The organism is Bradyrhizobium sp. cir1 (assembly GCF_014198245.1).
Classification (GTDB): domain Bacteria; phylum Pseudomonadota; class Alphaproteobacteria; order Rhizobiales; family Xanthobacteraceae; genus Bradyrhizobium.
Genome location: NZ_JACIHE010000005.1, coordinates 274,440 through 292,078 on the forward strand (window position 1 = coordinate 274,440; position 17,639 = coordinate 292,078).

General features: G+C 65.0%; 16 protein-coding genes. 8 read left to right on the forward strand and 8 right to left on the reverse strand.

The genetic code is table 11. From position 1 onward, the window contains the following. Positions 1-83 precede the first annotated feature (83 nt). From hisG to GGD63_RS14035, 3 genes are all read right to left on the reverse strand, one after another. Positions 84-1,061, reverse strand: coding sequence for an ATP phosphoribosyltransferase (gene hisG / locus GGD63_RS14025; protein ID WP_183242840.1), 978 nt, complete (start codon positions 1,059-1,061; stop codon positions 84-86). A gap of 3 nt (positions 1,062-1,064) precedes the next feature. Next, entirely contained in the window at positions 1,065-2,216 is a 1,152-nt protein-coding gene (locus tag GGD63_RS14030) for an ATP phosphoribosyltransferase regulatory subunit (protein ID WP_183242842.1), read from the reverse strand. 135 nt (positions 2,217-2,351) lie between these two features. Continuing rightward, on the reverse strand, positions 2,352-3,107 hold the full coding sequence (locus GGD63_RS14035; protein WP_183242844.1) for a 16S rRNA (uracil(1498)-N(3))-methyltransferase: 756 nt from the start codon (positions 3,105-3,107) through the stop codon (positions 2,352-2,354). A gap of 211 nt (positions 3,108-3,318) precedes the next feature. On the opposite strand from GGD63_RS14035, the gene GGD63_RS14040 reads away from it, so the two are divergent. Further along, positions 3,319-3,978, forward strand: a complete 660-nt coding sequence (locus GGD63_RS14040; protein WP_183243081.1) for a hypothetical protein — start codon at positions 3,319-3,321, stop codon at positions 3,976-3,978. Further along, positions 3,975-4,907, forward strand: coding sequence for a 4-hydroxybenzoate octaprenyltransferase (gene ubiA, locus GGD63_RS14045; protein WP_183242846.1), 933 nt, complete (start codon positions 3,975-3,977; stop codon positions 4,905-4,907). Before GGD63_RS14040 ends, ubiA begins: the two co-directional genes overlap by 4 nt. 30 nt (positions 4,908-4,937) lie before the next feature. Here the strand turns inward: ubiA and GGD63_RS14050 are convergent, their stop codons facing one another. Then, the gene (locus GGD63_RS14050; RefSeq protein WP_183242848.1) at positions 4,938-8,453 is read right to left on the reverse strand and encodes a tetratricopeptide repeat protein; all 3,516 of its coding nucleotides are present in this window, start codon (positions 8,451-8,453) and stop codon (positions 4,938-4,940) included. Between the two features lie 90 nt (positions 8,454-8,543). Continuing rightward, on the reverse strand, positions 8,544-9,056 hold the full coding sequence (locus tag GGD63_RS14055; protein ID WP_183242850.1) for a DUF6101 family protein: 513 nt from the start codon (positions 9,054-9,056) through the stop codon (positions 8,544-8,546). A gap of 273 nt (positions 9,057-9,329) precedes the next feature. Here GGD63_RS14055 and GGD63_RS14060 point away from each other — a divergent pair, with 273 nt between their 5' ends. The 6 genes from GGD63_RS14060 (at position 9,330) to lpxK (ending at position 15,042) form a co-directional block, all read left to right on the forward strand. Further along, a complete protein-coding gene (locus tag GGD63_RS14060) occupies positions 9,330-10,733 on the forward strand; it encodes a TldD/PmbA family protein (protein ID WP_183242852.1) in 1,404 nt (467 codons plus the stop codon). A 171-nt stretch (positions 10,734-10,904) separates the two neighbouring features. Next, a complete protein-coding gene (locus GGD63_RS14065; RefSeq protein WP_183242854.1) occupies positions 10,905-11,711 on the forward strand; it encodes a 3'(2'),5'-bisphosphate nucleotidase CysQ in 807 nt (268 codons plus the stop codon). Positions 11,712-11,771: 60 nt separating this feature from the next. Beyond that, on the forward strand, positions 11,772-12,014 hold the full coding sequence (locus GGD63_RS14070; protein ID WP_183242856.1) for a DUF4170 domain-containing protein: 243 nt from the start codon (positions 11,772-11,774) through the stop codon (positions 12,012-12,014). Next, entirely contained in the window at positions 12,011-12,724 is a 714-nt protein-coding gene (locus GGD63_RS14075; RefSeq protein ID WP_183242858.1) for a lysophospholipid acyltransferase family protein, read from the forward strand. Before GGD63_RS14070 ends, GGD63_RS14075 begins: the two co-directional genes overlap by 4 nt. After that, positions 12,687-14,033: a 3-deoxy-D-manno-octulosonic acid transferase gene (locus GGD63_RS14080; RefSeq protein ID WP_183242860.1), complete on the forward strand. Its 1,347-nt coding sequence runs from the start codon at positions 12,687-12,689 to the stop codon at positions 14,031-14,033. The genes GGD63_RS14075 and GGD63_RS14080 overlap by 38 nt, the downstream gene beginning before the upstream one ends. Further along, complete coding sequence (gene lpxK / locus GGD63_RS14085; protein WP_183242862.1) at positions 14,026-15,042, forward strand: tetraacyldisaccharide 4'-kinase; 1,017 nt, start codon at positions 14,026-14,028, stop codon at positions 15,040-15,042. The genes GGD63_RS14080 and lpxK overlap by 8 nt, the downstream gene beginning before the upstream one ends. A gap of 28 nt (positions 15,043-15,070) precedes the next feature. Here the strand turns inward: lpxK and GGD63_RS14090 are convergent, their stop codons facing one another. Genes GGD63_RS14090 through GGD63_RS14100 form a run of 3 tightly spaced genes read right to left on the reverse strand, consistent with a single transcriptional unit; the run spans position 15,071 to position 17,282 of the window. Then, on the reverse strand, positions 15,071-15,448 hold the full coding sequence (locus GGD63_RS14090; protein WP_312013266.1) for a TadE/TadG family type IV pilus assembly protein: 378 nt from the start codon (positions 15,446-15,448) through the stop codon (positions 15,071-15,073). Next, the gene (locus tag GGD63_RS14095) at positions 15,445-15,948 is read right to left on the reverse strand and encodes a TadE/TadG family type IV pilus assembly protein (RefSeq protein ID WP_183242864.1); all 504 of its coding nucleotides are present in this window, start codon (positions 15,946-15,948) and stop codon (positions 15,445-15,447) included. Before GGD63_RS14095 ends, GGD63_RS14090 begins: the two co-directional genes overlap by 4 nt. An 11-nt stretch (positions 15,949-15,959) precedes the next feature. Beyond that, positions 15,960-17,282, reverse strand: coding sequence for a TadE/TadG family type IV pilus assembly protein (locus tag GGD63_RS14100; RefSeq protein WP_183242866.1), 1,323 nt, complete (start codon positions 17,280-17,282; stop codon positions 15,960-15,962). Positions 17,283-17,639: the final 357 nt, after the last annotated feature.

Here is a 17,639-nt window from a genome sequence, read left to right on the forward strand (position 1 = left end):
CAAGGTTCCAGAGGCGTTCAAGGTCATCGGAGCAGCATATGGTAGCTGCGGTTTGCTGTCGCTACGCTGAACGGACCTGAGGCTCACCGCCGCAGGAACGCCTCGAGCTTGGCGAACAGCGGGTTCTCCCGGTCGAACACGTAGTCGAGCGAGACCACCGAGACGGTCTCGGCGCCATGCTCGCGCAGGAAGCTCGCCAGCGCATAGAGCTGCCCCGGCGGGCAGTGCAGCGTCAGCATGCCCGACGAGGTCGGCCCGCCGAACGGGGCCTCGACGCCGAACCGGCTGTGGGCTTCGCCGAGCAGGGCGGCGTCGCACTGCCGGAAGCGGGTGCGGACCTCGCGGTATTTGTTGGCGCGCGCCCTTGCGGCGATGTGATCGAGGATGACGCGCGCGGTCTCGCGCGCCTGCGGCGACCAGTCGGCGTCCTTCGAGGCGACCAGATTGGCCTGGCTGCGCAGGATCACGCCGTCGTCGAGCACGCGGAGGCCGTTGGCGGCGAGCGTCGCGCCCGTGGTGGTGATGTCGACGATCAGCTCGGCGCTGCCGGCCGCCGGTGCACCTTCGGTCGCGCCCGCGCTCTCGACGATGCGGTAATCGGTGATGCCGTGGCTCTGGAAGAAGGCGCGGGTGAGGTTGACGAACTTGGTCGCCACCCGCATCCGCATGTGATGCTGCTCGCGGAAGCCGGTGGTGACGTCGTCGAGGTCGGCCATGGTGCGGACGTCGATCCAGGCCTGCGGCACCGCGACGACGACGTCGGCATAGCCGAAGCCGAGCCCCTCGATCAGCGACACGCGCTTGTCGGCGTCGGCGATATTCTCGCGCACCAGGTCTTCACCGGTGACGCCGAGATGGGCGAAGCCGCGGGACAGCTGCGCGGCGATCTCGCTCGCCGAGAGATAGGCGACCTCGACATTATCTAGCCCTGCGATGGTGCCGCGATAGTCGCGGGCGCCGCCGGCCTTCGACAGCTTGAGGCCGGCACGGGCGAAGAAGGCTTCGGTGTTTTCCTGCAGGCGGCCCTTGGAGGGAACGGCCAGAACGAACGGCGCGCTCATGACTTAAGCTCCCACCTTGCGACCGATCCGGTTCAGCGCGTCCACCCAGACCGAGAAGCCGACGGCAGGGATCGGCGCTGCCGAGCCGAGCTGGGTCATCAGCCCGTCATAGCGGCCGCCGGCGACCAGCGGCTCGGCGCCGTTGCCCCTGTGATGCAGCTCGAATTCGAAGCCGGTGTAATAGTCGAGCCCGCGCCCGAACGCGGTCGAGAAACGCGTCTGCTTCACGTCGATGCCGCGCGCGGCCATGAAGCCGACCCGGCTCTCGAACTGGTCGATCGCGGCCGTGAGATCAAGCTTTGCGTCAGTCGTGAGCGCGCGCAGCTCGGCGATGGCATCGTCCGGATTGCCCGTGATCGACAGGAAGCGCTTGAGCACGGCGATGGCCTCGCGCGGCAGCGCGCCGCCCTTCAGCGTCGATTGCTCGAGGAAGCGGTCGGCGATCTCGGCCGTGGTGCGGCCGCCGACATTGGTGGTGCCGGCGATCGACATCAGATCGGTGACGAAGGCGAGTGCCGCCTTGCGGTCGGAGCCGGCGAGCGCTGCCAGCACGCCCTCATATTCGCTGCGTGTCGCGGTGGCCGCGGCCGCCAGCCGCTCCAGATCCTGCTCCAGGCTGATCTTGCGGTTGAAATCCTTGACCAGGCGGCGGCGCCAGACCGGATAGAGGTTGAGCGCGTCGAGCAGCGCGTTGAACAGCGCGACGTCGCCGGTGCGGATCTCGACGTCGCGGACGCCGAAGGCGGCGGTCGCCTCCAGCGCCAGCGCCAGCATCTCGGCGTCGGCCGCGGCGCGGTCCTGGCGGCCGAACGATTCGATGCCGGCCTGCAGGAATTCGCTGGCCTGGCCGCTGCGGTAGCGGAACACCGGGCCGAGATAGCTGAACCCGGCCGGCTGGCCGGCCCGGCTGGATGCGAGGTAGTCGCGGGCGACGGGGATGGTCAGGTCCGGGCGCAGGCAGAGCTCCTCGCCGGAGAGGTCCGTGGTCAGGTACAGGCTCTTGCGGATGTCCTCGCCGGACAGGTCCAGGAACGGCTCGGCCGGCTGCAGGATGGCGGGCTCGGCCCTGACATAGCCGGCCTGCGCGAACGACAAGAGCAGCGTATCCGCCCAGGCGGCGGAGCCGGCAGCATTTGAGGTGGCAGTCGCGGTCATCTCAGGGGTCCATCGTCCCGGTGGAACCGGGCAGGGCAAGGGGAGGCAAGCGAATTGGCGCAGCCCTTAGCATGGCCCGACAGCGGTTTCGACCTCCAAAGGATCAATCGCTTAACGGGCGGGCAATGCACGGGATCAGGCGGTTTTGCCGCCCCAGTCGCCCAGCACCGCCTGCACCAGCGCCAGCGCGGCGACGGCGGCGGTGTCAGCCCGCATGATGCGGGGGCCGAGCGCCAGCCGCAGGATGCTCGGCTGCCGCAGCAGCAGCGCCCGCTCCTCATCGGCAAAACCGCCTTCGGGGCCGATCAGCACGTCGATGCCTTGTCCGGCCTCGCGCGCGCCTTGCAGGCCCTGGATGGGGCTTTGGACCTCCGCCGCCTCGTCGCAGAAGATCAGCAGCCGGCCCGCGGCGCGCTGGCCGAGGTACCGCTCCAGCGGCACCGGCTCGCCAACGGTGGCGATGCTGAGAATGCCGCATTGTTCGGCCGCCTCGACCACATTGGCGCGCATCCGCTCGGTGTTGACCCGGGAGGCCTGGGTGAAGCGGGTCAGGACCGGTTGCAGGCCGGCGGCGCCCATCTCGATGGCCTTCTGGACCATGTAGTCGAGCCGGGCATGCTTGAGCGGGGCGAAGACGTAAGTGAGGTCGGCCAGAGCGTCCTGGGGCCGGGTCTGCTGGAGGATGACGAGGCCGTCCGGCCGCTTGCGGCCTTCGATCGCGGCCTGCCATTCGCCGTCGCGGCCGTTGAAGGCCAGGACCTCGGCCCCGGCCGCCAGCCGCAGCACATTGCCGAGATAATTGCTCTGGTCGCGGTCGAGCGGGACCCTGGCGTCCTGGGCGAGGGGGGTGTCGACAAACAGGCGGGGAGCGCGAAAATCGTGGGATGGCATGGTTCAAAGGTCCGATTTGGGGCCGTTCTTAACCGAAACCAGTAGTTTTGGGGGTAAATATCATCGAATCGGTGCGTCCCAGCGCCGCGCTCTTGCCCTATTCGGCGGGTTGTTAAGCGCCGGTGGGAATCGTAAGAACGCGAACACGCTGGTTGCGCTTCAATTGGGAAGACGCCGAGCCCCGTAAGCTCCTGCCGGAGAGACTGCCTTGATGATCCGTCATCTGATGGTTCCGATCACCGTCGCCATGGTCACCATGGGTGCCGCGGGCGCTTATGCGCAGAGCGCCTTCCCGGCGCCGCTGCCAAACCAGGCCGCGAGCAGCTCGGCATTTCCGCCCGTGAACGGCTCGGCGCCGACTGCCTCCGTCGGCACGGCGCCGCAATCGTCGTTTCCGGTGAACGGCGCCGCGCCGGTCGGCGGCGCCGGCGCTTTCAGTGCGGCCCCGCCGACGCAGGCCCCGGGTGAGGACTGCATGAAGGCGTTCATGCCCCTGCGCGAAGAGGCCGAGAAGCGCGGCAAGGCGATCAAGGCCGCGAGCGACCGTCACGCGCCGCCGGACGAGGCCTGCAAGCTGATCCGCAATTTCAGCCAGGCCGAGTCGAAGATGATCAAGTACATCGAGGCCAATGCCTCGAAGTGCGGAATCCCGCCGAACGTCGGCGCGCAGATGAAGGACGGCCACAAGAACACCGAGGCCATGCAGACGAAGGTCTGCAACGTCGCGCAGCAGATGCAGAACCAGCCGCGCGGTCCGGCCGGTCCATCGTTGAGCGATGTGCTGGGTTCGGGCTCGGCGCCCGAGGCCAATGCCGGCAAGAAGGGCGGCAGCACGTTCGATACGCTCAACGGCAACGTCCTGACCCGATGAGCGACACCAGCGCCCGCGTTGCCGACTCCACCGGCAACTGGGTCGATACGCTCGCGCCGCCATGGGCGCGGCCGTATTTGCGATTGTCCCGCTTCGATCGTCCGATCGGCTCCTGGCTTCTCCTGATGCCATGCTGGTGGTCGGCGGCGCTTGCCGCCGGCATCGCGCATGACGTCAGCCGCCTGCCGCTCACCATCGTCCTGTTCTTCATCGGCGCCTTCGTGATGCGCGGGGCGGGCTGCACCTGGAACGACATCACCGACCGCGACCTCGATGCCAAGGTGGAGCGCACCCGCTCGCGGCCGCTGCCGTCGGGACAGGTGAGCACGAAACAGGCGCTGGCCTTCATGGTCGCGCAGGCCGTGATCGGTCTCGTGGTGCTGCTGCAGTTCAACCGCTTCGCGGTCCTGACCGGCATCGCCTCGCTCTTGATCGTCGCGATCTACCCTTTCATGAAGCGCATTACCTGGTGGCCGCAGATCGTGCTCGGGCTCGCCTTCTCCTGGGGCGCGCTGATGGGCTTTGCCGTCACCTTCGGCCGCATCGACGTGACCGCACTGGTGCTCTATGCCGGCGCGATTTCGTGGGTGATCGGCTACGACACCATCTATGCGCATCAGGATACCGAGGACGACGCGCTGATCGGCATAAAGTCCACCGCGCGCCTGTTCGGCGCGCACACGCACCAGGCGCTGATCCTGTTCTATGGGCTTGCGGTGGTGCTGATCGGCGTCGCGCTGGCCTCAGGCGACGTGCGCTGGCCGGCCTGGCTGGGCCTTGCGGCCTTCGCCGCGCATCTCGCCTCGCAGATCGTGCGGCTGAACATCGCGGATGGCGCGCTGTGCCTGCGCCTGTTCAAGTCGAACAAGCATGCGGGCCTGCTGCTGTTTGCGGGATTGCTGGCCGATGCGGTGATGCGGGCGAGCTAAACGTCGATCGATTGCCGTAGGGCGACGAACTCACAGCCACCTGAGCTGGGGCGGCCTGACAAGGGTCGTCTGGCCGAGAATCTCGGCTGCTGCGGCCAGGAGTGCCTTTGCCGAGGACTTGTCGCCAAGCTTCTCGTAGGCTTGCGCGGCCCCCAGCAGTGAATAGCCGACGCTCGGAGAATGGTCTCCATTCTCTCGTTTGAAAATCTCCAGCGCATCCGAAAAGCGAGCGATGGACTCCCGGAAACGATTTGCCCTGAGATAAACAAGTGCGAGGTTAAACGAAGTCTCGCCGACTGCGTGACTACGGCGTCCGCCGTACTTGGCTGAGATCTCCACCGCGCGAACAAGATCGGTTGCGGCAGCCTCGAAGTCCTTGCGGGTCGCACTAAGCTCTGCCCGCAATTGCAGAAAATTCAGATAGCCTTGCTTCCTTTCAGAGGGATCGGGACCCATCAGGTCGGTCGCCCGGTTCAGAATCTGGGCTGCCGCCTGCGTCTCGCCGTTGCGCAAGCGAAGGCGTCCGAGTTGAGCGAGATTGGTTAGGAGTGCCGGACTGTCGCGGCCATAATTGTCTTCGAGGATCTTGCGGATGCGCTCGGAAAACACGATGGCTTCGGTTGGCGAGGCTTGAGTGAGCGCGATCAATGCCAACTGATCAAGCGCGACGATCGTCGTCAAGACATGGCCCAGCGCTTCCCATGCCTTGCGCGCGGCATTGATCTCGCTTCGGGCTTCGTCGAGGCGTCCCATCCTGCGCAGCAGCGAGCCGAGCGCAACATGGTCGGTCGCGGCCTGGTCGCTCTGCGGCCCAAAGGATTGTTCGTCGATTACGAGCGCGCGACGGAGTAATGCAATTGCACCCGATTGGTCGCCGGAGCTGCCGGTCGTCGCCGCGAGCGAACGTAGCGCGACGGCAGTGGCGGGATGGTTCGATCCAAGCTGGGTTTCGGTCAGGGCGAGCTCGGCACGCTGGATCTGAACTGCTTCATCGAACTTGCCCTGCACAAAGAGCAAGCCGCTCAGCCGATCGACTGCGTTTCGCCTGTTCGGGACGTCAGGCTGGTAGAGACGCTTCGCCATCGCGAGCGCATCGCGAACGTGGTTTTCGGCGTCCGCCATTTGCTCTGATGTCAGTTCGACTTCGGCCTTCGCGAGCAGCAATTCGATTCTGAGTGCATGATCGGCGGGCAGCAAATTGTCGATAATGCGGGTTGCACGGTCGAGGTTGAGACGCGCGTCGTCCAGTTTGTCTTGTGCAAGATCGATGCGAGCCAGAAAGACGAATGTCGAGCTCAGGGAGGGGCGATCGGGGCCAACGTTGCGCTCGCCAATGCCTCGCACCCGACTCGCCAGCGCGCGTGCGGCATCGTAGCGTGCCTCCTCCCAGGACAGGTTGGCCGAGGTCAGCAGCGCTCCCGTGATCATGGGGCTTTCGTTGCCAAATCTATCGGCGTAGATCGCAAGCGCTCGTTCAACATTGGTTCTTGCTTCCGATCTCTTGCCGACGCGCCTCAACAGCTCAGCCAGGCTGGTCAGATCCGCCGCCACGGCTTCGCTTTGGGGGCCAAGGGTTTTTTCGTCAATCGCGAGCGCTTGCCGGTAGTGGTCCTCGGCCTGGCCGTTCCGTCGGCGCGCCATCTCGATCGAGCCGAGCACTTTGAGCGCACCGGCATAGCGCGGATGCTCAGGCCCAAGCTTGGCCTTGTAAAGGTCGAGGCTCACGCGACTGAAGGCTTCGGCCTCGTCGAGCTTTCCCTGGATCAGCAAATTTTCCGAGAGCAGTAGATTGTAGAGGGAGCCGGTGGTTGACTGTGACAGGGGAGAGCTGTTGACGACTGCGAGCACGCGCCGGAATTTTGCCTCGGCCTCGGAGGTAAGCCCCCTCTTGTCGTCGAGCGCAGCCAGATTGCCCAGAGTTTCGGCGGTCCAGCGGCTGTTTTCGGACAGCATCTTCGCGCGGATGGCAAGCGCCTGATTGAGCTCGCTCTCTGCCTTGTCGTACTGAGCCGTATGCATATGGATCAGTCCCAGCGAGTTCAGTGCGGTCGCCCGGCCAAGCTCCGGCTGCTCGATCGTGAGCGATTTCAGAAGAGCGGCTTCTGCTTCATCATATCGGCTCTGGCGACGGTAAACTCCGGCGAGCTCGGTGTAATGCCGTGCGGCATCTTGAGACCGGCCGACGCCACCGGCCTCATCGGTCTCGATCGCCTTGAGGAGCGCGGCGACGGCTTCGTCATAGCGGGCCCGCTCGCGATAGATCAGACCGAGGCTTCCGAGGATGATCGATCGCGTAACTGTCGACGGCTTGGCCAGCTTCGCTTCCATCTGGAGAGCCAATCGGAAAACTTGTTCCGCATCCTCAAACCTCTCCTGGTCTATCAGCGTCGACCCAAGTGACATTCTCACCTTGATCCGCTGTGGGGCGTCTTCGGCGAGAACGCGATCGAGGATGCCGATCGCACGGATGTGTGCACGTTCCGCCTCGCTGGTGCGGCCTAGCTCGCGATAAGCAGAACCAAGGGTATCCAGCGCAAGTCCCAGCGGCAGATTTTCAGTCTTGGCTTCGTCGAACTTCTGTATGGACTGTGTCGCATGGCGAATGCACTCCTCGTGCTTGCCCAAATCCTCTTCCACCCCCGATAGGTTGAGCAATGCGATCGCAAGGCTGGGATCGGAAGGCGCGTAAAACTTCTGAGCATGATCGAGTGCGCGAAGGAGAAGCGGTTCTGCGTCCGCATATCGACGCAGCTTCTGGTAAAGCAGGCCCAATTCTTCCAAGTTGTTGATGAAGTTGCCTTCTAAACCCGGCTGTGGCGGATCGACCAGGTGAAGGGCTTCCAGGAAGATGCGTTCGGCCTCATCGTTGCGGTTATTGCCCGATGATTGTCTGGCTTGCCTGACGAGAGCCGCGTTGAGGCGACGTCTTGAGCGCTGCAGCAGCCCTGGATCATTGCCGTGCTTGGTCTGGAAATCGAGATCCTGACGCGCCGCAGCTACTTCTTCCACGGGTTTGCCGAGAGCGTAGTACAAGTCCTCAAGCGCACGAAATGCAGTGCCAGCGTCTGGATCGGCTGGCGCGACGCGACTCAATCCGATGCTCGTCTCGGTCAGAAGTGGTTCTGCCAGATCGAAATGACGTAGCGCGAGATGGGTCCTCCCGATGCGCAATTGCGATCTGAGCAAGCCCAAGGGGGCAATTCCCGGAATCTCCCTGCGTGCCTCCAGGCTTGTCTGGTAGTGCGAAAGCGCCTCAGAATATCTCGCCTGAGCGTAGTCAATGTCGCCAAGGGGATCATGGAATGCCGCAAGACAAGATTGTTTGGCGTCAACCTCACCGCAGCGCGCAAGACCCATTTTCGCAAGCGTCTCGGCTCCGGACCAGTTGCGCTGCTTTATCAGCTCGGAAACGGCGCGGCTTATCTCGCGTGTTTCTTCGGCGGCGTCTGCCGCCAGGGCGACGTCTCTGGCCCATTGCTCGGTTGTCATCAGGATCAGAGCGGCAATAAATGTTGGAATACTAAAATACCGGCGAAATATCTCCACAGCAGGCGCCTCCGGTCGCGAGCTTTGCGACCAGCGTATCACCCCCGGTTGAAACGAAGAAGGCCGACGGGCCCGGCAATCCCAGCCCGCTCAATTCCTCGCGATGATCTCGCGTTCATCGCGATGCACCGGCAGCTCGCGCGTCATGGCAACACGCCGGCGCATCAGGAATTTCGGGCGGCGGGCGCGGATCGCGTTGGCGCGGCGACGGCGGGCTGCAGGCTTGCGCGCGCCTTCGTCGAGCTGCGGAAGCGCAAAAATCTCGCTCCAGATCGCCCAGGCTTCGGTGAGCTCATCGGCTTCGGCGCCGACCAGCAGCGGAACGGAGAGCGAGGGGTCGCGATGGACGAGGACGAGCGCCTCGTCATTGCCGCGCAGCGCGACGCCGGTGAAATCGCTGACGCGGACGTTGATTGCCATCTGCATGCCGCGGACGGCACGGCGCAGCACGACGCGCTCGCGATGAAGCTCGATCTGTCTGGTGTATCCGTCGGCGCGCGGATCATGCGCGTCGAAGCGGACCGGAAGGGAAAGGGGGTCGAGCCGCAAGCTGCGGCCCGACCCGGCGGGAGCGACCCCGCATGCTGATGTTTGACGCCTCACGGCTTTCGTTCTCCCCGCCGGGATTATGTTCCCGGTCGATGCGAGGACCTTAGCGCGGCCCTTTCCGAAACCGCTTAAAAAGGCTGGTTAACCCAGCGTCACCACGGCTCATGATTGACAAGACCTTGGCGCGCATGATTGACGAGACGTTGCGTTGGGGAAGCGAATCTGAGCTTTTTGCGGGCTGAAAATGCTTGAAGTCCGCACCATTTGGGCACATCTGGTGGGTTCGGCCGTCCCGGGCCCGACCCCCGCCCCAACAGGATTTCGTTTGTGAACCCTTCACCAAGCTCGACGCTTTCGCCCCAGGATTCTTCCAAGGCCAATCGCGACCTGTTCGACCAGTCCGCGCTGTCCGATCTCGCCCAGCGGCTGGTGGAGGCGGCCAAACGCGCAGGCGCCGATGCGGCCGATGCGGTCGCAGTGCGCGGTGTCTCGCAAGGGGTCGAGGTACGCGACGGCCGCGTCGAGGAATCCGAGCGGTCCGAGGGCGACGATGTCGGCCTGCGCGTGCTGGTCGGTCAGCGCCAGGCGGTGGTCTCGACCAACGACGTCAGCGGCGATGCCGTGACCAAGCTTGCCGAACGCGCGGTGGCGATGGCGAAGGTTGCGCCCGTCGACAAATATGTCGGCCTCGCCGATCCCGCGCTGCTCGCGCGCGACTTCCCCGATCTCGATCTGCTCGATCCCAATGTTCCCGCAACCAGCGAGCTCGAGCGCCGCGCGCTCGCGGCCGAGGCTGCCGCGCTCGCCGTTAAGGGCGTGACCAAGTCCGGCGGCGCCTCGGCCTCCGCCGGCATGGGCGGCATGGTGCTCGTCACCTCGACCGGCTTCCACGGCTCTTACCTGCGTTCCAGCCAGGGCATCTCGGCCACCGCCATTTCAGGCGAGGGCACCGGCATGGAGCGCGACTACGATTTCACCTCCGCGCCGCACAGCGCCGATCTGCTGTCGCCGGAAACCGTCGGCCGTTCCGCCGGCGAGCGCACCGTGGCGCGCTACAATCCGCGCAAGGTCGAGACCTGCAAGGTGCCCGTCGTGTTCGACCCGCGCGTCGCGGGCTCGCTGGTCGGCCATCTCGTCGGCGCCATCAACGGCGCCTCGATCGCGCGCAAGACCAGCTTCTTGAAGGACAAGCTCGGCCAGCAGCTGTTTGCCAAGAACATCCGCATCATCGATGATCCCTTGCGCAAGCGCGGCCTGCGCTCGCAGAGCTTCGATGCCGAAGGCGTCGCGGTGAAGACAATCGCGCTGGTCGACGAGGGTGTGCTGACGACCTGGCTGCTCGACTGCGCCACCGCGCGCGAGCTTGGGCTAGCCACCACCGGCCACGCCCATCGCGGCGTCTCGTCCTCGCCTTCGCCGGGGCCGTACAATCTGCATCTCGAAGCCGGCACACCGACGCCGGCCGAATTGATCGCCGACATCAGCCAAGGCTTCTACGTCACCGACCTGATCGGCTCCGGCGTGAATGGCGTCACCGGCGATTACAGCCGCGGCGCCTCCGGCTTCTGGATCGAGAACGGCGAGATCACCTATCCCGTCAGCGAGGTGACGATCGCCGGCCATCTGTTCGAGATCTTCAAGTCGATGCAGCCGGCGAACAATCTCGAATTCCGCTATGGCATCAATGCGCCGACGGTGCGCATCGAGGGGTTGACGCTTGGCGGACGCTGATCGAGCTGTTGTTGCTTGGCTCACCTCTCCCGTAGGGAGAGGTCGCGCCGGAGGCGCGGGTGAGGGGACCGCTCTCTCGTGGGACCCACGCCTCCTCACCCGATTTGCTGCGCAAATCGACCTCTCCCCGATGGGGAGAGGTGTTCACCGCATGTGGCTCGATTGAACGTGATGTCGGCTGTCCTCGACGAAACCATCCTGACCCGCGACGCGGCGTTGCTGAAAGACACGGTGCGGGAGGCGGGTGCGCTCGCGCAGTCGATGTTCCGCACCGAGCTGAAGAAGTGGATCAAGGGCGCGTCCTCGCCGGTGTCGGAAGCCGACATCGCCGTCAACGATCTGCTCGAAGCGCGCCTGCGCGCCGCCACGCCGGACTACGGCTGGCTCTCCGAGGAGAGCGCCGACGACGCCACGCGGTTGTCGCGCCGGCGCACATGGGTGGTCGATCCCATCGACGGCACGCGCAACTATCTGGGCGGCCATGACGAATGGTGCGTCAGCGTTGCGCTGGTCGAGGACGCAACGCCCGTTCTCGCTGCGGTCTTCGCGCCGAGCAGCGACGAGTTCTTCTTTGCGGCCAGAGGGCAAGGCACGACGCTCAACGGCACGGCCGTGCGGGCGACCTTCGGATCCGAGCTCGACTTCTCGCGTGTCGCCGGGCCAAAACCCCTGGTCGAGCGCCTGAAGCCCTCGCCCGGCGAGATCAAGCTGCACCGGCGAATCGGCTCGCTCGCGCTCCGGCTCTGCCGGGTCGCCCATGGCGCGCTGGATGCGGCTTTTGCGGGCGGCAACAGCCATGATTGGGACCTTGCGGCGGCCGATTTGATCGTGCAGGAAGCGGATGGTAGGATGAGCGACCTCTCCGGAGATCTCATCCTCTATAACCGCCGGGAAGTGGCCCACGGGGTGCTGGTGGCAGCGGGACGCGATCGTCATGCGAGCATTGTCGCGCATTTTCGCAACCGTCCTTTAGCCTGAAGCGCTTCCGCGTGCCTGTCGACCACTGCTTTGCCGGGCAGCCCGTTAGAAAGAGAACCCATGCCAGATAGTGCCCCGCAACAACTGCTTCACCTCGTCATCGGTGGAGAGCTCGTCGATCTCGAGCGCAACATCTTCAAGAACCTGGACGACGTCGAGATCGTCGGCCTCTATCCGAACTACGCGACGGCGTACGCCGCCTGGCGGGCCAAGGCGCAGAGCACGGTCGACAATGCGCAGATGCGCTATTTCATCGTCCATCTCCACCGGCTGCTCGACCCGAATCAAGAACCGGCGCGTTGAAAAAACTGCTTCGCAATACGCTGCGAAGCAGCTTCGTTCAGCGTGCCGTCGGGGTCCTGGCGGCCGAATATCTGCGCTTTGTCTGGCGGACCAACACATTCACGTTCGATCCGCCGGACGTCTATGAACGTGTCGAGCCGCAGATCCCGGCCATCTTCGCCTTCTGGCACGGCCAGCACTTCCTCACCCCGTTCATCAAGAACAAGGACTGGTACAAGGCCAGGGTCCTGATCTCCCGGCATCGCGACGGCGAGTTCAATGCCATCGCCGCCGAGCGGCTCGGCATCGGCACGATCAGGGGTTCCGGCGATCATGGCGGGGCCTTTCACCGCAAGGGCGGGGTCGGCGCCTTCAAGGAAATGGTGCGGACGCTCCAGGACGGTTGTAATGTCGCGCTGACCGCCGATGTCCCCAAGCGTTCCCGCGTGGCCGGGCTCGGCATCATCATGCTGGCACGGGAGTCGGGACGGCCGATCATGCCTTTCGCGATGGCGACCAGCCGCTTCATCCGGCTCAAGAACTGGGACCGCACCACCATCAATTTGCCATTCGGGCGGGGCGCATTGGTCGGCATCAAGGAAATCCACGTTCCGCCGGACGCCGACGCCGCGACGATGGAAGCGCTGCGGCGGGAGCTGGAGGAGACGCTGAACGAGGCGACCCGGCGCGCCTATGCGCAGCTCGGCCGCCCGGGACCGGAAGATGCCTAAATCGCTGCCCATCGCGCTGCCGATCACGCTGCGGATGTACCGGCGCCTGGCTAGCGGCCTGGTGCCGCTCGCGCCTGCGCTGATCAAGCGGCGGCTGAAGCAGGGCAAGGAAGACCCCGCGCGGGTCGGCGAACGGCGCGGCCTGTCCCGCGATGTGCGGCCGCACGGCCCGCTGGTCTGGATCCACGGCGCCAGCGTCGGCGAAGTGCTGGCTGCTGCGGCGCTGATCGAGCGCCTGCGCGACCTCAACCTGCGCATCCTGCTCACCTCGGGCACCGTCACCTCGGCAGCCGTCGTCGCAAAACGGTTTCCGCCCGACGTCATCCATCAATACGTGCCGTATGATTCGCCGCGCTATGTCGCGCGCTTCCTCGACCACTGGAAGCCGTCGCTGGCGCTGTTCATCGAATCCGATTTGTGGCCCAACCTGATCCTGGCGGCCGCCGCGCGCCGCGTGCCGATGGTGCTGATCAACGGGCGGATGTCGCCGCGCTCCTTCCCGCGCTGGCGGCGCATGCACGGCACCATCTCGGCGCTGCTGTCGCGGTTCGACATCTGTCTGGCGCAGTCCAGGACCGATGCGGAGCGCTTCTCCACGCTCGGCAGCCGCGACGTCGTCACCACGGGCAATCTCAAGCTCGACGTGCCGGCACCGCCGGCCGATCCCGCCAAGCTCGAACGGCTGATGGCGATGACGCGCGGGCGCCCGATCATCGTCGCCGCCTCGACCCATCCGGGCGAGGACGAGATGCTGGTCGCCGCGCATCGCAGCCTCGTCGGTTTCTTCCCGCAGCTTTTGACCGTGATCGTGCCGCGGCATCCCGATCGCGGCTCCTCGATCGCGGGCCTCGTCACGGCGTCGGGCCTCAAGCCCGCCTTGCGCTCGCGCGAGGAGCTGCCGACGGCCGCGACCGACGTCTACGTCGCCGACACCATGGGCGAGCTCGGCCTGTTCTATCGCCTCTCGCCCATCGTGTTCATGGGTGGATCGCTGATCCACCACGGCGGGCAAAACCCGATCGAGGCGATCAAGCTCGGGGCCGCCATCGTCCACGGTCCGCACGTCTTCAACTTCACCGAGGTCTACGAAGCGCTCGATGCGAGCGGTGGCGCGCGCCAGGCCGACACGCCGGAAGCGCTGGTCAAGCAGCTCGGCCAGCTGCTGGCCGATCCCACGTTGCGCGACAAGATGCAGCAGGCAGGTGCCGGCGTCGTCGAGCAACTCGGCGGCGCGCTCAACCGCACCATGACCGCGCTCGAGCCCTATCTGCTGCAATTGCGGATCGAGATGGGAGCCGCCAATGCGTGAGCCGGCCTTCTGGTACCGGCCACGTTCCCTTCAATCGTACGCGCTATGGCCGCTCGGTGCGCTCTACGGCGCGATCACCGAACGGCGCATGCTGCGCCAGGGCTTCGACGCCAGCATCCCCGTGGTCTGCGTCGGCAACTACCATGTCGGCGGCGCCGGCAAGACGCCGACCGTTCTGGCGCTGGTCAAGCTCCTCCGCGAGCTCGGCGAGACGCCGGTGGTGCTCAGTCGCGGCTATGGCGGGCGCCTGAAGGGCCCTGTCATGGTCGATCGCGAGCGCTACACCGCCGCCGACGTCGGCGACGAGCCCTTGATGATGGCGCGCGACGTGCCTGTTGCCGTCGCGCGCGACCGCCTCGACGGCGTGGCGCTGGCGAAGTCGCGAGGCGCCACCGTGATCCTGATGGACGACGGCTTCCAGAACCCGCGCCTGCTGAAGGATGCCTCGCTGATTGTGATCGACAGCGAGCGCGGCCTTGGCAATGGTCAGGTGTTTCCCGCCGGCCCCCTGCGCGCGCCGCTGCAGGCGCAGCTCGCGCGCACCGACGCGCTGGTCCTGATTGGCGACGGCCGCGCCGCGAACGATGTCGCCGCCGAGCTCGCCAAGCGCAACAAGCCCGAGCTGCGCGCGCGCTTGAAGCCGGATGCGGCTTCGCTCGCGCAGCTCCTTGGCAAGCGGGTCTTCGCCTTCGCCGGCATCGGCGATCCCGCGCGCTTCTTCCGCACCTTGCGCGCCAGCGGCATCGATGTCGCGCGCACGCGCCGCTTCGATGATCATCACATGTTCTCGCGCGAGGAGATCGCCGCGCTCGGGGCAGAAGCGCAGCGCGAGCAGCTCACGCTGGTGACGACGGAAAAGGATCTTGCCCGCCTGCATGGCAGCGAAGGCGTGCCCGCCGGCATCGTGCCGTTCGCCGTCCAGCTCGAATTCGACGACCCGGCCAAGCTGCGGCAACTGATCGGCGATCACCTCTACAAGGCGCGCGAGCGAAGATTCAGTGCGCGATGATTCCGCAGGGGCGGCAAAGCGGCCGGTTTCAACTCGGAAAGCATGCCCGGGCGGTCAGCGTCACCGGGGAGAGATTGAGAATCTCCGGAAAGTTGAATGCATAACTCGCGCTCACCTGGTTGCCGCATGCTGACGTGGAAAAGGTGAACGTCTCCGCAGGGAGCGTGAGGCCGTACGCCTGCTGGGCAGCGTAGCTCGTGATGGCGCTGCTGCTTGGGCAGAGCGTGCTGTTGACGGTTGCGCAACGCGCCGCCATCTCGCTCCCGTGCTGGATCCCCAGCTGAGTCCAGAACAGCAGTCCGAATTCGATGATGCCAAATATGAACAGGAAGAACACCGGAGCGGTCAGCGCAAATTCCAGCGCCGATGCGCCCCTCTTGTCTCGCCATAACGCGGTGAGTTTCACTGCAGCCTCGCAGTGGACTGCACGCTATAAGTGTATGAGGCTGCTACGATCTGGTAGTCGATCAGCGTAGAGTACGTCGCTCGCGCCGAGACCGTCGTGTATGTTCCAGCCTGCGCGCCGCCGGGGCACGCGGTCCCGCAAGTGACGGCGCTCACCCCCGCGCTCGTTGGACATCCGCAGAATTGGACCGGCGCAGGTGAAGCAGTGATGTTTGTGGCGTTGGTGGCGCTTGCTACGGCAGCGGAAATGCCACTCTCGTTGAAGCCGCGCGCAATTGCGTATTGCGCGCCCGCTTGTGCGGCATTTTCGACCTGCATCTTGCGATAGAGCGCAAGCCCGATGTCTGTCACCGAAACGGCCATCAGAGACAACACCGGAATCAAGATGCCGAATTCGGCGGCCGCGACGCCACTCTTGTCGCGGACAGCGGCGCGGACGTGCCCCGTCAGCGAATTGAGCAGTCGAAGGTGGCGCTTCGATGAGAAATTCTGGCTTTGCATGGGTCCAAACCTCATTCGATGAGCTGCGCGGTTTGCGAACCTATCGTCGCGGTGCCGAGCGCGGTACAATCGACCTGGAGATTCGACGTGCCGCTGAATGTCAGCGTATCCGCGATGATCTTGGTGCAGGATGTGCTCGTGCCGTTGCCGCCACTGAAGCTGAGGTTCGCCTTTGGCAGGTAGATGGCACCGCCGAAGTTCTGTGTACTGCCGCCGGTGAGATTGAAGGCGGTTCCGGCCGGCATATTGCGGTCGCCGTACATGACGATGCCTTTCGTGGGGCCACTGGTCGGCGCCGTCAGGTTGACGGTCGCGTTGCTGCCGATTGAAGCGGTGCCCCAGTCGCTTCCCGAGCCCGTAAACACCAGGGTCACGCCGCTGCCTGTGATGGTGGCATTTCCAGCGACGCTCAAGTTTGCTCCGTCCAGATAATAGACGCCTGGACTGAGGTTCAGGACTGCGCCGGCATTGACCGTAATGCTGCCCATGTAGCAGCCGGGGTCGAGCGTGTTTGTTTTTCCATTGGCGTTGACCGTGATCTTGGCGTTGGTGCAACTCGGCCTCGCGGGGGGAGAGACGTTGGCATACGGGTCGGCGACGGGCATGATGTGCGTCCTGACGCCGTTGGTCGCCGTGATGCTGCTCGCGCCTGAGACGTCGCCAACCACTCCGACCTGGTTTGCTGCAACCGAGGCGCTGCCGGCGACGTTGAGCGAGGGGCTCGCACCCGAGTTGCTGTAGAGGTTGCACTTGATCAGGTTGAGCTGGTTGCCGCCGCTGACGTTGACAGCGGGACTTGCGCTTGAGTTGAGCGCAAGTACGCAGCCTGTCCCGGAATTGGGCAGGGCGACAGAGCGGGCGGTTATCTGTACAGGATCCGATCCGAACAAGGCTGACAGCAACCGCTGTTGCGGTTGACTCACGATGACTTCGATTGCCTGCGAATTCGAGGCATGATTGCCCGTTTTCGGTGGCTGGTTCACCGTGACCGTGACGTTGCTCGCCCCGTTGGCGTAACCGTAGTTTGCCGTAACCGCTCTGGCTTCGGACAAGAAGTCGGTCCCGGCACTCGCCGCCGTCGCGGCACTCACCGCGCCAGAGTCAGCCGCGCTCTGCATATTCTTGTGCTTGTAGTACCACCATCCGACTTCGGTGCCGAGGCCCGCGGTGCCGACCAGGACCGGCATCAGCAGCGCCGAAACGATCACATAGCTGCCCGACTGATCTCGGGCGAAACGTTGGAGCAGGCTAACCGATCGCTCGCGCCGCCGGGCATGACCCTCCGCACGAAACGGTGCATCGAACGAACGGTTGCAAAGTCCCCGGCGGTCCATGCGTTCCTGCCCTTCTTGCCACTTTTTCCCAAGTCAGGGTGATACAGGCGACTTAAACTTGGCCCAACGGGAACGAGACAATTTTAGATATCGGCTGACAGTCAGCCGATCTTCATGGCCGCGTCCCTATCGATATGTCTCCGACCAGGAGAATTCGATGAAACTGCGGTCCGCAATCGTTGCCGCCAGCCTCGTATGTCTGCCGGTTTTGCCCGCCCTACGGCGCTGCCCTGTGGGTGCCGTGACGATCGGCCGCGCCATGGTCCGACGGAACGTGCTTGCCTGCGAAGCCGGCAACGGTCCGTGATCGCGGTTCAGCAGTCAGTCATGCTCACCACGCCCCAACGACCATCAATC

Coding starts and splice junctions, on each gene's coding strand:
- GGD63_RS14065 (WP_183242854.1), top strand. CDS start 10,905: ATGTCGGCTGTCCTCGACGAAACCATCCTGACCCGCGACGCGGCGTTG.
- hisG (WP_183242840.1), bottom strand. CDS start 1,061: ATGAGCGCGCCGTTCGTTCTGGCCGTTCCCTCCAAGGGCCGCCTGCAG.
- GGD63_RS14040 (WP_183243081.1), top strand. CDS start 3,319: ATGATCCGTCATCTGATGGTTCCGATCACCGTCGCCATGGTCACCATG.
- GGD63_RS14035 (WP_183242844.1), bottom strand. CDS start 3,107: ATGCCATCCCACGATTTTCGCGCTCCCCGCCTGTTTGTCGACACCCCC.
- GGD63_RS14095 (WP_183242864.1), bottom strand. CDS start 15,948: ATGCAAAGCCAGAATTTCTCATCGAAGCGCCACCTTCGACTGCTCAAT.
- GGD63_RS14080 (WP_183242860.1), top strand. CDS start 12,687: ATGCGCAGCTCGGCCGCCCGGGACCGGAAGATGCCTAAATCGCTGCCC.
- GGD63_RS14070 (WP_183242856.1), top strand. CDS start 11,772: ATGCCAGATAGTGCCCCGCAACAACTGCTTCACCTCGTCATCGGTGGA.
- GGD63_RS14030 (WP_183242842.1), bottom strand. CDS start 2,216: ATGACCGCGACTGCCACCTCAAATGCTGCCGGCTCCGCCGCCTGGGCG.
- ubiA (WP_183242846.1), top strand. CDS start 3,975: ATGAGCGACACCAGCGCCCGCGTTGCCGACTCCACCGGCAACTGGGTC.
- lpxK (WP_183242862.1), top strand. CDS start 14,026: ATGCGTGAGCCGGCCTTCTGGTACCGGCCACGTTCCCTTCAATCGTAC.
- GGD63_RS14100 (WP_183242866.1), bottom strand. CDS start 17,282: ATGGACCGCCGGGGACTTTGCAACCGTTCGTTCGATGCACCGTTTCGT.